At 72.5% G+C, this 11,618-nt stretch carries 12 protein-coding genes; 6 read left to right on the top strand and 6 right to left on the bottom strand.

Going from position 1 to position 11,618, the window contains the following annotated elements:
* A partial coding sequence (locus tag ADK55_RS04800) for an AfsR/SARP family transcriptional regulator (RefSeq protein WP_078998482.1) occupies nt 1–788 on the bottom strand: 788 nt, incomplete at its 3' end.
* 61 nt (nt 789–849) lie between these two features.
* Between ADK55_RS04800 and ADK55_RS04795 the strand changes: the two genes are divergently transcribed.
* A complete protein-coding gene (locus tag ADK55_RS04795) occupies nt 850–1,647 on the top strand; it encodes a site-2 protease family protein (protein WP_053676195.1) in 798 nt (265 codons plus the stop codon).
* Nucleotides 1,648–1,718: 71 nt separating this feature from the next.
* Here ADK55_RS04795 and ADK55_RS04790 read toward each other — a convergent pair whose 3' ends face one another.
* Nucleotides 1,719–1,904, bottom strand: a complete 186-nt coding sequence (locus ADK55_RS04790; RefSeq protein ID WP_053676194.1) for a hypothetical protein — start codon at nt 1,902–1,904, stop codon at nt 1,719–1,721.
* Between the two features lie 195 nt (nt 1,905–2,099).
* Here ADK55_RS04790 and ADK55_RS04785 point away from each other — a divergent pair, with 195 nt between their 5' ends.
* On the top strand, nt 2,100–4,235 hold the full coding sequence (locus ADK55_RS04785) for a TerD family protein (RefSeq protein ID WP_053676196.1): 2,136 nt from the start codon (nt 2,100–2,102) through the stop codon (nt 4,233–4,235).
* Between the two features lie 65 nt (nt 4,236–4,300).
* Here ADK55_RS04785 and npdG read toward each other — a convergent pair whose 3' ends face one another.
* Nucleotides 4,301–5,005 carry an NADPH-dependent F420 reductase gene (gene npdG / locus ADK55_RS04780; RefSeq protein ID WP_053676193.1) on the bottom strand — a complete coding sequence of 235 codons (705 nt, stop codon included), beginning with the start codon at nt 5,003–5,005 and terminating at the stop codon, nt 4,301–4,303.
* A 95-nt stretch (nt 5,006–5,100) separates the two neighbouring features.
* Between npdG and ADK55_RS04775 the strand changes: the two genes are divergently transcribed.
* Complete coding sequence (locus ADK55_RS04775; RefSeq protein ID WP_053676192.1) at nt 5,101–5,706, top strand: hypothetical protein; 606 nt, start codon at nt 5,101–5,103, stop codon at nt 5,704–5,706.
* A gap of 78 nt (nt 5,707–5,784) precedes the next feature.
* Here ADK55_RS04775 and ADK55_RS04770 read toward each other — a convergent pair whose 3' ends face one another.
* Entirely contained in the window at nt 5,785–6,018 is a 234-nt protein-coding gene (locus ADK55_RS04770; protein WP_053676191.1) for a hypothetical protein, read from the bottom strand.
* A 71-nt stretch (nt 6,019–6,089) separates the two neighbouring features.
* Between ADK55_RS04770 and map the strand changes: the two genes are divergently transcribed.
* Both map and ADK55_RS04760 read left to right on the top strand, forming a co-directional pair.
* Nucleotides 6,090–6,947: a type I methionyl aminopeptidase gene (gene map / locus ADK55_RS04765; protein WP_053676190.1), complete on the top strand. Its 858-nt coding sequence runs from the start codon at nt 6,090–6,092 to the stop codon at nt 6,945–6,947.
* A 142-nt stretch (nt 6,948–7,089) separates the two neighbouring features.
* A complete protein-coding gene (locus tag ADK55_RS04760) occupies nt 7,090–7,737 on the top strand; it encodes a heme oxygenase (biliverdin-producing) (RefSeq protein WP_053676189.1) in 648 nt (215 codons plus the stop codon).
* Between the two features lie 108 nt (nt 7,738–7,845).
* Here the strand turns inward: ADK55_RS04760 and ADK55_RS04755 are convergent, their stop codons facing one another.
* Nucleotides 7,846–8,523 (bottom strand): PhzF family phenazine biosynthesis protein, encoded by a 678-nt coding sequence (locus tag ADK55_RS04755; RefSeq protein ID WP_053676188.1) that lies wholly within the window; start codon nt 8,521–8,523, stop codon nt 7,846–7,848.
* Between the two features lie 143 nt (nt 8,524–8,666).
* On the opposite strand from ADK55_RS04755, the gene ADK55_RS04750 reads away from it, so the two are divergent.
* Nucleotides 8,667–9,848 carry an RNA-guided endonuclease InsQ/TnpB family protein gene (locus ADK55_RS04750; protein WP_053676187.1) on the top strand — a complete coding sequence of 394 codons (1,182 nt, stop codon included), beginning with the start codon at nt 8,667–8,669 and terminating at the stop codon, nt 9,846–9,848.
* Between the two features lie 99 nt (nt 9,849–9,947).
* Here the strand turns inward: ADK55_RS04750 and ADK55_RS04745 are convergent, their stop codons facing one another.
* The gene (locus tag ADK55_RS04745) at nt 9,948–11,513 is read right to left on the bottom strand and encodes an HtaA domain-containing protein (RefSeq protein WP_053676186.1); all 1,566 of its coding nucleotides are present in this window, start codon (nt 11,511–11,513) and stop codon (nt 9,948–9,950) included.
* Between the last annotated feature and the right edge of the window lie 105 nt (nt 11,514–11,618).

Here is an 11,618-nt window from a genome sequence, read left to right as displayed (position 1 = left end):
GTGCCGGGCCGCGCCTCGGGGGCGGGGGCCGGGGCGGCTGCTCCCGGGTGCGGGGGCCGCGGTGCGTGCGGGGGTTCCGGCGGGGCGAGCAGGGCCGCGTGGAGGGCGCGCAGTTCCGGGCCCGGGTCGGCGCCCAGGCGGTCGGCGAGGTCCCGGCGGAGTCCCTCGTAGGCGGCCAGTGCCTCCGCCGGGCGTCCCGCCGCGTCGAGGGCGCGGATCCGCAGGGCTTGCAGTGGCTCGTCCAGCGGGGGTTCCGCGCACAGCGCGGTCAGCTCGGGCAGGATCCGCTCCGCCTCGCCGAGGGCGAGGGCCGCGGCGATCCGCCCCCGGCGCGCGTCGGCCCGTACGGCCTCCCAGCGCGCGGACTCCCCGGCCGGATCCGGCAGCGAGGCCAGCGCGGGGCCGCGCCACAGGGCGAGGGCGTCGTCGTACAGGGCCGCGGCGGCGGCCGGGTCCCGCTCGGTGGCGGCGGCCCGCGCCAGCCGTTCGAAGCGGTACAGGTCCACGTCCTCGCGGGCGGCGGCCAGGCGGTAGCCGCCCTCACCGGAGCGCACGGCGGCGTGCCCGATCGTCCGGCGCAGCCGCGCCACCAGGGCCTGGAGCGCGGCCGGCGCGTCGGCCGGCCGGTCCCCGTCCCACACCTCGGCGACCAGCAGCTCGACCGGCACGGTGCGGCCCGGCCGCAGGGCGAGGGCGGTCAGGAGGGCGCGCAGGCGCGCCCCGCCCACGGCGACGGGGTCGCCGTCGTCGGTGAGGGCCTGGGCGGTGCCGAGAATCACGTAACGCACCGGCCCATTGTCGCCGTACCCGGGGGACACCCGTCGCCGGACCCGGGATAGGTTTCGCCGCATGGGTCACCAGGGCAGCCGCGGCGAGCGGCAGATCAGTTCCGTCTTCCTCGGGATCGTCGCCGTCATGGCGGTGACCGGGTGGGCCGTGTGGACGGGGTATTCGACGAGCACCGGCCTCGCGGTGTTCCTGTTCGTCACGGCGGCGTGGGTGGTCTCGCTGTGCCTGCACGAGTACGCGCACGCCCGGACCGCCCTGCACGGTGGCGACATCACGGTCGGCGCCAAGGGCTACCTGACCCTGAACCCGCTGAAGTACACGCACGCCATGCTCAGCATCGTGCTGCCGGTGATCTTCGTGATCCTCGGTGGTCTGGGTCTGCCCGGTGGCGCCGTGTACATCGAACGCGACCGGATCAGCGGCCGTTGGAAGCACAGTCTGATCTCGGCCGCGGGCCCGCTGACGAACGTGGCCTTCGCGGTCGTGTGCACCGCGCCGTTCTGGCTGAACGCCCTCGACGGGGTGCCTATGCCGTTCCGCTTCGCGTTGGCGTTCCTGGCGTTGCTCCAGGTCTCGGCGGCGATCCTGAACTTCCTGCCGGTGCCGGGCCTGGACGGGTACGGGGTCATCGAGCCGTGGCTGTCGCACGGGGTGCGCCGCCAGGTGGCGCCGCTGGCGCCGTTCGCCCTGCTCGGCGTGTTCGCGCTGCTGTGGATCCCCGAGGTCAACGCGTTCTTCTTCGGCGCGGTCAGCGGGATCCTCGACGCGCTCGGCGTGTCCGAGTTCGAGACGTACTGCGGTCGCGACCTCTACCGCTTCTGGCAGGACGCGGACGGCTACTGCACCCCGGCGGGCTGAACCGTCGTCCTGCCCGGCTCCGGGCACGCCCCCGGAGCCGGGGACGGCTGCGGCGGCGGCTGCGGCTGCGGTCAGCCGTTCGCGCGGGCGGCCTTGTCGGCCTTGGCCTTGCGCACGTAGTACCAGGCCATGTTGGACGTCAGCCCGGCCAGCAGCACCCAGATGATCCCGAGGAAGCTGCCCTCGACGAAGGCGACCACGGCCGCGGCCACGGACAGGGCACAGACGACAACGGCGAACACGGCAAGGCGGGGCATGCGGCACGGCTCCTCGGCGACACGGAACGGGGTCAGGCTCCTCCAGTGTCCCCCATCGCGTCCCGCCGCCGGTCGCCGCCACCCCCTCGGGACATCCCGCCCATTTCCCCCTTCGCCTGAGGGCCGGTCCGCCGGCTGGATACGGTGCGCGAAGCTCCGTCCGAGCGGACGAAGCCGGACGACCGGGGGGAAGCCATGCGGGAGATGACAAAGGGTGCGAACGTCAGTCTGACCGCCCTCGGCCAGGACGCCGGGGCCGTGGTCGTGAGTCTGGGGTGGACCAGCGCGTCGGGCGCCGGCGACGCCGACGTGTCCGTGTTCCTGCTCGGCACGAACGGCAAGGTCCGCTCGGACGACGACTTCTACTTCTACAACCGTCCCGCGGCCGAGGACGGCAGCGTCCAGTTGCTCGGGAAGACACCGACCGGCAGCGGCGACGAGGACCGCATCGGACTGGACCTGACGGCCGTCCCGGCGGACATCGCGCGGATCGTGGTGGCGGCGAGCCAGTACGGTGACGCCTGCTTCGGGGACCTCGACGACCTGCGGATGACGGTCGCGGACCGCTCCGGTGAGCCACTGGTCGGGTTCTCCATCGACGACGCGAGCGTGGAGAGCGCCTTCGTCTTCGGCGAGTTGTACCGGCGGGGCGGGGAGTGGAAGTTCCGGGCCGTGGGGCAGGGGTACGAGACCGGCCTGGCCGGCCTCGCCACGGCGTTCGGGATCTCCGTCGTCGAGGAGGGCGAGGACGGCGAGGACTCCCCCACGGCCCCGGACACGACCCCGAGCACGGCCACGGCCCCGGCCCCGGCCCCGGCCCCGAGCACGGCGGGGGAAACGGCGCGGGGGACGAGGACGCCCGCCGGGGGCCCGGTCCCCGCCGGACCCGTGACCACGACGGCCGGCGCGGCTCCCGCCCCGATCGAGCCCGCCGCGCACGCCGGACCGGCCGAGGACGCTCCCGCGGTCGCCGGCGTCCCCGCGCAGTCCCGCGGCCGGGACGGGTCCGTCACCAGGGGCGCCCCGACGACCAGGAAGAAGGTCACGTTGCCCAGGGTGGCCAGGAAGTCCCTGGCCGAGAACGACTCCTGGCAGCCGGCCCGGCTCTTCCCGGTCCCCACCCTCAAGAGCGACCGGGAGCGGGAGGTGCGGGCGACCTCGGTGCTCCTCTCCGTCATGACGCAGGTGCCCGAGCTGGGCCGGCGGCTCACGGCCGCCTTCGGCGCCCCCGCCGGACGGACGCAGACCTTCACGGAGGTGTCGTTGCCCCACGGCGACGCCCCCCGCCGGCCGGACGGCGTCATCCGGATCGAGCGCGCCGGCAAGCTCTGGACCGCGCTCGTGGAGACGAAGACCAACGGGAACCCGCTCCGGGCCGAGCAGGTGCAGGCGTACATGGACATCGCCGCGCGGCGCGGCTACGAGGCCGTCATCACGCTCTCCAACGACGTGGCCCTCGACGGCGCCCCCGTGGTCGACGTCAAGATCGACGGGCGTCGCAAGCACAAGGTCGACCTCTGGCACCTGTCGTGGGCGGAGGTGGCCCACCAGGCCCAGCTCCTGATCCGCCACGAGGGCGTGGGCAACCCCGCGCACGCCTGGCTCCTCCAGGAACTGCTGGAGTACCTCCGGCACGAGAACTCCGGCTGTCACGGATTCCAGAACATGGGACCGTCCTGGGTACCCGTCCGCAAGGGCATCGAGGACGAGACCCTCAACATGGGCGACGAGCGGGCCGTCGACGTGGTGGAGAGCTGGGAACGGCTGATCCGTCAGGTCTGCCTGCGCCTGGGCGGAGAACTGGGCCAAAAGGCCCTCCCCGTGCAGCGGGCCCGGCGGGGCAGCGATCCTCGGGAGCGCCGGCTCGCCGCGGCCGAGACCCTGTGCGTGGACGGCCGGCTCTCGGCGGAGTTGCGGGTCGACGGCACGAGCGGTGTCATCGCGGTGACCGCCGATCTGAGGACGGGCAAGGTGCGGACCTCGACGGACGTCCCCGCCCCGGAGGGGCCCACCGCACTGGTGTCGGTGAAGAAACTGGTCCGGATGTTGGCCGAGGCGCCGGCGGATCTCCATGTGGAGAGCCTGGTCGAGGGCGGGAGCGGGGCGCGCGGCACCCTGGAGCGGTTGCGGCCGGAGCCGGGGAACCTGCTGCCCAGGGACGGGGCGCCGGTGTCCGGGTTCCGGCTGACGCTCATCAAGGGGATGGGCAACACCCGGGGCAACACGGAGTCGGGTTTCATCCGCAGCGTCGACGACGCCGTGGCGCGGTTCCACCAGGGCGTCGTGGCGCGGCTGGGCCCGCTGGACGTGCGGGCCGGCCGGCGCGGCTGACCGTACGAGCGGTGCCGCTCGGGGTCGGCCGCGCCGGCCGGGGCGCGGAGGGGGCGCGGGTCGGTTCAGACGTCCGTGACGCGCAGGCCCGCGTGGGCCTTGTAGCGGCGGTTGGTGGAGATGAGGTTCGCGACCAGGGCCTCGACCTGGTGGGCGTTGCGCAGGCGGCCGGCGAAGACGCCCCGCATGCCCGGGATGCGGGCGGCGAGGGCCTGGACGAGGTCGGTGTCGGCGCGGGACTCGCCGAGGACCATCACGTCGGTGTCGATCTCCTCGACCGTCTCGTCCTGGAGCAGCACCGCGGAGAGGTGGTGGAAGGCGGCCGTGACCCGGGAGTCGGGGAGCAGGGCCGCGGCCTGCTGGGCGGCGCTCCCCTCCTCGACCGGGAGGGCGTAGGCGCCCTGCTTGTCGAAGCCGAGCGGGTTGACGCAGTCCACGACGAGCTTGCCGGCGAGGTCCTCGCGCAGTGCTTCGAGGGTCTTGGCGTGGCCCTCCCACGGCACCGCGATGATCACGATGTCGCTGCGCCGGGCGCAGTCGGCGTTGTCGGCGCCCTCGACGCCCAGGCCGAGCTCCTCGGCCGCGGTCTGCGCGCGGTCCGCGGCGCGCGAGCCGATGATCACCTTCTGGCCGGCGCGGGCGAACCGGTAGGCGAGGCCGCGGCCCTGGTCGCCGGTGCCGCCGAGGACGCCGACCACCAGGCCGGAGACGTCGGGAAGGTCCCGGGGGTCCTTGGCCGGCGGCTTCTGCGTGCTGTCTGAGGAAGTCATGGGGGCGAGAGTACTGCCGAGTACGCGTCAGTCGAACGGACGGGAGCCGCCGGTATCGCACCCGCGCGTCCTTTCCGTGGTGCAGGATGCCCGCCATGGATGCCGTGAGGGTGGCGTTGCTGCGCGAGGTTCTCGCCGGCACGCGGTGGCCGGGTGCCGCCCGGGGTTTCGCCGGCTCGTTGCGGCGCGCGGTGGTTCCGTCCGGCGGGAGCCTGCTGCTGGTGGGTACGGAGCAGTACGAGCCGTGGCACATGGCCGCGCACCTGGTGGACGAGGCGGCGTGGTCGGGGCTGCCGGAGCTGGCGCCGACGCTCGTGCGACACCGCGTGCTGCCGGGCGAGCCGCCGCACCTGTCCGTGGGGCTGAGCCGGCTGGAGGCGGCCCGGCGCGGGCACACGGTGCTGGTGGTGGCTCCGCAGGAGCCGGGCGCGGGGCTGCTGGAGCGGGTGCACGACGCGCGGCGGGCCGGGGCGACCGTGCTGTCCCTGGACGGTGGGGATCCCGAGCTGGGGACGTTGGCGCACGAGGCGCTGTCGGTGCCGGGTGCCGCGGCCGAGCTGGACCTGGACACGGTGCAGCACCTGGTCAGCGCGGCGGCCGGGGAGAACGGTCCGCCGGACCGGCGTGGCTCGCGGCGGTTCCGGGACCGGCTGGCGCGGCTGGCCGATCAGTTGACCGCCCCGCCGCCCGGCCGCTGGTGAGGGGCACCGCCCGAGGGGGGTGCCGCCCCGCCGGCCCGTCTCACCCCCTGCCTCGGGGGGCCTGCCTCGGGGGGCGCCTCAGGGGGTTTCCTCGCCCGCCTCGCGGGTCTTGTCGTTCCATTTCGGGTCGTTCTGCCATTCGAGGTTGCGTTCCTGCGCCGTCTCCATGGCGTGGTTCGCCTCCTCGGGCGTGGCGTAGGGGCCGAAACGGTCCTTCGCCGGGCAGTCGGGGCCCTCTTCGACCTTCTTGTGGACCAGGCAGTAGTACCACTCGCCGGGCTTGCCGACCTGGCGCTTCTTGAACAGGGCCATCGTCCTCGGGCTCCTCTCGTACCGCTCTCTGTCGCCAGCTTGCCCCATCACCGCTGGATACACTCGCCTGCATGTCTGGCCAGTCGCTGCTCGTACCAGGCGAGCTCTCTCCCGTCCGTTCCGTTCCCGGAAACATCCGCCGGCCCGAGTACGTGGGCAAGCCCGCGCCCACTCCGTACACCGGACCGGAGGTGCAGAGCGTCGAGACCATCGAGGCCATGCGCATCGCCGGCCGGATCGCCGCCCAGGCGATGGAGGAGGCCGCCAAGCACATCGCGCCGGGGGTGACCACCGACGCGCTCGACAAGGTCGCCCACGAGTACATGTGCGACCACGGGGCCTATCCCTCGACGCTCGGCTACCGGGGATTCCCCAAGTCCCTGTGCTCCTCCGTCAACGAGGTCATCTGTCACGGCATCCCCGACTCGACCGTCCTGCGCGACGGCGACATCGTGAACCTCGACGTGACCGCGTACATCGGCGGCGTCCACGGCGACAACAACGCCACCTACCTGTGCGGGGAGGTGGACGAGGAGTCGCGCCTGCTGGTGGAGCGCACCCACGAGTCCTTGAACCGCGCCATCAAGGCGGTCAAGCCCGGCCGGCAGATCAACATCATCGGTCGGGTCATCGAGTCGTACGCGAAGCGCTTCGGCTACGGCGTGGTCCGGGACTTCACCGGGCACGGCATCAGCACGTCCTTCCACTCCGGCCTGATCGTCCCGCACTACGACAGCCCGCACGCCACCACGGTCATCGAGCCCGGCATGACCTTCACGATCGAGCCGATGCTCACGCTCGGCACCCACGAGTACGACATGTGGGACGACGGCTGGACGGTCGTCACGAAGGACCGCAGGCGGACCGCGCAGTTCGAGCACACGCTGGTCGTGACCGACACGGGAGCGGAGATCCTGACGCTGCCCTAGTGGGAGGCCTCGGGGCCGGGCGAATTTTTACCGACAAGACGTCGGGAACACATTGACTTAGGCAAGCCTAAGTACGAGGATCGAGGTGTGGCGGCGATGCCGCCACGCCTTTTCTCATCCCCCGATCACTCGGAGGTCCGCCTTGGACGCCTTCTCCACGGTCATCCGTGTCGCCTCGCACGAGCAGCACACAGAGGCCGAGACCTCGACGTTCATGAGCGATCTGCTCGGCGGCCGGCTGGGCGTCGACGCCTACGCCCGCTACACCGAGCAGCTGTGGTTCGTGTACCGGGCCCTGGAGGACGCGGCCGAGTCCCTCAAGGACGACGCGGTCGCCGGGCCGTTCATCCGGCCCGAGCTGATGCGCCTGGCGGAGATCGAGCGGGACCTCGCGCACCTGCGCGGCCCCGGGTGGCGCGAGTCGCTGGTGGCGCTGCCGGCGACCGCGGCGTACGCGGCCCGGGTGGCCGAGTGCGCGGCCGACTGGCCGGGCGGTTACGTGGCCCACCACTACACCCGCTACCTGGGCGACCTGTCCGGTGGGCAGATCATCCGGGACAAGGCCGAGCGCACCTGGGGCTTCGAGCGCAAGGGCGACGGCGTGCGCTTCTACGTGTTCGCGGACATCTCCAACCCGGCCGCCTTCAAGCGCACCTACCGCGAGCTGCTGGACGCGATCTCCGCGGACGATCTGGAGAAGCAGCGGATCATCGACGAGTGCAAGCGCGCCTTCGACTTCAACGGGGCCGTCTTCCGCGAGCTGGGCCAGGAGTTCCCGCTCAGCGCGTGAGCGACGTCCGGGACCGACCGGTGCACGAGAGGGAAGGGGCGGGCCCGCCGGGGTCCGCCCCTTCCCCGTGTCCGGGGGCCGCGGCACTCGACCGGGCCGGTCGGGTGCTCAGTTCCGGCCGGGGGGCCGGTTCCCGGCGGGGGCGAAGCGCACGCGTCCGCCGATCTCGACGGTGCCGTCCGGGCCGGGGGCGGTGAGGAGTTGGGAGCCGGCGCCCTGGGTGATGTTCAGCGCGCGGTTCAGTTGGGCGGTGAGCAGGATCGCCGCCGAGCCGGTGGCCTCGTCCTCGACGACGACGCCGTCGGGGCGGCGCGGAAAGCCGCGGGCCCGGATCCGGCCCGCGGCCTCGTCCTCCCACGCCCACGCGTACAACCAGCCCTCGCCCGGCGGCGGGGCGGGCAGTTCCTCGACCTCGGCGGCGCAGGCGTACTGCTCGGTGCGCTTGCCCTCGACCCATTCGGGGCGGGCGGTGATCCAGGTGAACTCGCCGTCGTCGCGGGCCCAGACGGAGCCGACCGGCGGCTGGAGTTCCTCGATGTCGAGCAGCCAGGCGAGGCCGACCAGCGGGTGCCCGGCGAAGGCGAGCCGCGCGCCGGGGGTGCGGATGTCGACGACCCCGCGTTCGGGGTCGTCGACGAACACCGTCTCGCTGTAGCCGAGTTCGGCGGCCAGCGCCTGCCGGGACGCGTCATCCGGGCAGGTGCGGCCGTCGCGGACGACTCCGAGCAGGTTGCCGTACCGGCCGTCGCCCGCGCAGAAGACCTTGAGCACGTCGAGATCGTTCACCGGATCTCTCCCAGGATGCCCCGGGCTTCAGCCCGGGGAGGAAGGGGTCCTCGGCTCGGAGCCGCGAAGCGGCGGAGTTCTCTGCGCATCTGCTGTGACCTGAGCTTTCGTTCGTTGTCAGTGGGGGCTGTTAGGTTGCGATCATGACGGCAGCAGCGATGGCCGACGAGGGGACCGGGCACGCCCGGTACACCTACCGGCTCCGCGTCTCGTCAGGCGCCGCGGACCGGCTCGAAGCGGAGTGGGCGCGATGCCGCTGGGTGTGGAACGAGTGCGTGGCGATGTCCCGCACGGTCCACAAGCTGAACAAGGACGCCGAGACGAAGACGACCTGCGGTCCGGCGCAGCTCGACAGGATGCTGACCGGGGCCCGGCGTTCGATGGTGTGGCTGAGGGAGGGTTCCTCGGTTCCACAGCAGCAGATCATCCGCGATTTCGCCAAGTCCCGCGCGAAGGCGCTGGGGGACATCAAGGCCAGGCTGCCGATGAAGCAGCGGGCCGGGATGCCGAAGCCGAAGAAGAAGCGCGAGGCGCTGCCGAGCCTGAACTACACCCGGCGCGGCTTCCGCCTCAAGGACGGGTGTCTGCACGTGGCCGGCGGGATCGTCCTGCGTGTGGTCTGGTCGCGGGACCTGCCGAAGCCTCCCTCCTCCGTCCGCGTCTACCAGGACAGCCTCGGGCACTGGTACGCGTCTTTCGTGGTCGCCACCGTGACCGAGGCCCTTCCCGCGACGGGCAGGATGATCGGCGTCGACTGGGGCGTCAGGGAGATCGCGACCACCACGTCCGGCGCCCACGATCTGCCGCACCCCGAGCACGGCAAGAGCGCCGCCGAGAAGCTCGCGCACTACCAGCGGATGATGGCCCGCAGGAAGCCGAAGAAAGGCCGGCCGGGCTCGAAGGGCTACCGCGAGGCGAAGCGGCAGACCGCCAAGCTCCACAAGAAGGTCGCCCGCCGGCGCCAGGACACGGCCCGCAAGTGGGCCAAGGCCGTCGCGCGCGACTTTGACCAGCTCGCCGTCGAGGACTTCCGCCCGAAGTTCCTCGCGAAGTCGACCATGGCCCGCAAGGCCGCGGACGCCGCGATCGGCGCCACGAAGACGGCCCTGATCGAGATGGGCCGCAAGCACGGCCGCGAGCTGCACCTTGTCCACCCCGCGCACACCACGATGGACTGCGCGCACTGCGGAGCGAGAGCCAAGCACCGCCTGCCTCTTTCGATGAGAACGTATACGTGCACCGCTTGCGGAATCGAGTCCCCCAGGGATGAGAACTCCGCCCGCGTGATGCTCGTCCGGGCTGGTCTCGTACCCGGCTGGCGTTGATCTTGTAAGACCTGCCACCTGCTAGGTGTCAGGCGAAGTGAGCCAGGAATCCCCGTCCTTTAGGGCGGGGAGGATGTCAAGCGGGCATTCAAGCATGGCTCAGCCCTGGGTCACGCGCCGCCTGCGGGCGATGAGGACGGCGCCGGCGCCGGCCGCGATGACCGCGCCGGAGGCTCCGAGCAGGGCTCCGGCCGGGATCTCGGCGCCGGTGGAGGCGAGGTTGCCGCCCGCGCTCCCGCCGACGCTGCCACCGCCGACGGTGCCGCCGCCGACCGTGCCCGTACCGCCGGTGGTGCCGGTGCCGCCCGAGGTCGAACCGCCGGTGGTGGAGCCGCCGGTGGCGTCGGGGGCGGTGACGTCCTTGTCCACGGACACGGTGAGGTTGACGTCGTCGATCCGGTCACCGGGCGCGTAGCCGTCCTGGTAGACGGGGGTGGTGGAAGGCTCCCGGAGGAACGCGGCGGCGCCCTGTTCGGTCAGTGCCGTGCGGACGCCGTTCAGGGCGAGGAGGCCCTTGCCGGTCTTGTAGTCGGCCTTCGCCAGGTCGAGCGTGGCGAAGGGGACGTTGGTCTTCGTTCCGGCGGCGGTCTTCACGTCCAGGACCAGGGTGCCCTTGGCGCCCTGGGTGTCGATGCGGACGTTGCCGAAGGTCATGTCGATGCCGTGGGCCGCGTACTGGAAGCGCAGGTTGCCCTCGAAGGAGGCGTTCAGCTTGCCCTTCTTCGTGTCGAGGGTGCCCTTGCCCCCGGCGAAGGAGAAGGTGCCGTCGCTCGCGACGGCGCCGCCCGCCGGGGTGATGGAGCCCGCGGACTGGACGTACTTGCGGAAGGACGCCTTGACGCCCCACTTGAGCCTGCCGCTCCGGATCTGCTGGGCGCCCTCGGCCGGGGCGCCGGAGGAGGTCGAGGGCTTGGGGCCCGTCGAGGTGGACGGCTTGGGGCCCGTGGACGTCGTCGGCTTCGTCGAGGTCGTCGGCTTGGGATCCGTGGAGGTCGAGGGCTTGGGGTCCGTGGACGTGGACGGCTTGGGGTCCGTGGAGGTCGAGGGCTTGGGGTCGACCGGGGGCTTGCCGAACTCCAGGGCCGCCGTCAGCGCGTCTCCCGGCTGGTCCTTGTAGCCCGGGTAGTCGAGTTGCTCGGCGGCTTCCGCGGTGAGGACCGTCCCCAACTTGTCCATCTGCGGGCCGGCAAAGGCCACGGTCGCGAACGGGACGTTCTGCGTGAGCGTGCCGTTCTTCTTCACGTCGACGACGAGCTTCTTCGTGCCGGTGTCGAAGCGCGGGTTGCTCAGGGTGATCTCGAAGTGGTGCGCGGTCGACTTGAAGGTGACGCTGCCCTTGAAGGCGGCGGTCACGATGTGGGCGCCGCTGGGGATGTACTGGCCGGTGGGGGCGCCGAAGCGGAAGGTGCCGTCCGCGTTCTTCGTGGCGCCGTCGGCGACGGTGATCTCGCCCTTCGCGACGGTGGTGACGTAGGTGCGGAAGGTCTCCTTCACACCCCAGTCGAGGGTGCCCTTGACGATCGGCCACGGCGCGGTGGAGTCCGCGGCGACGGCGGCCGGGGCGGAGACCGCCGCCGTCGCGGGCAGGACGAGGGCGGTGGCGCCGAGGGCGGCGGCGGTGGCGATGGCGGCCGCGATGGCGATCGGTCGGCGGTGGGACGACATGACTGAGTACTCCTGAAAGGGCAACGGGGGCGACGGGGGGTGTGGCGGGGTGGGGGGGAGGGGGGGGGGGGGCGGGGGGGGGGGGGGGGGGGGCGGGGGGGGGGG

Origin of the sequence: Streptomyces sp. WM4235 (genome assembly GCF_001279725.1) — a bacterium.
Lineage (GTDB): Bacteria > Actinomycetota > Actinomycetes > Streptomycetales > Streptomycetaceae > Streptomyces.
The sequence above is the reverse complement of the archived record's forward strand: the minus strand, read 5'-3'. Positions and strand labels throughout refer to the sequence as shown.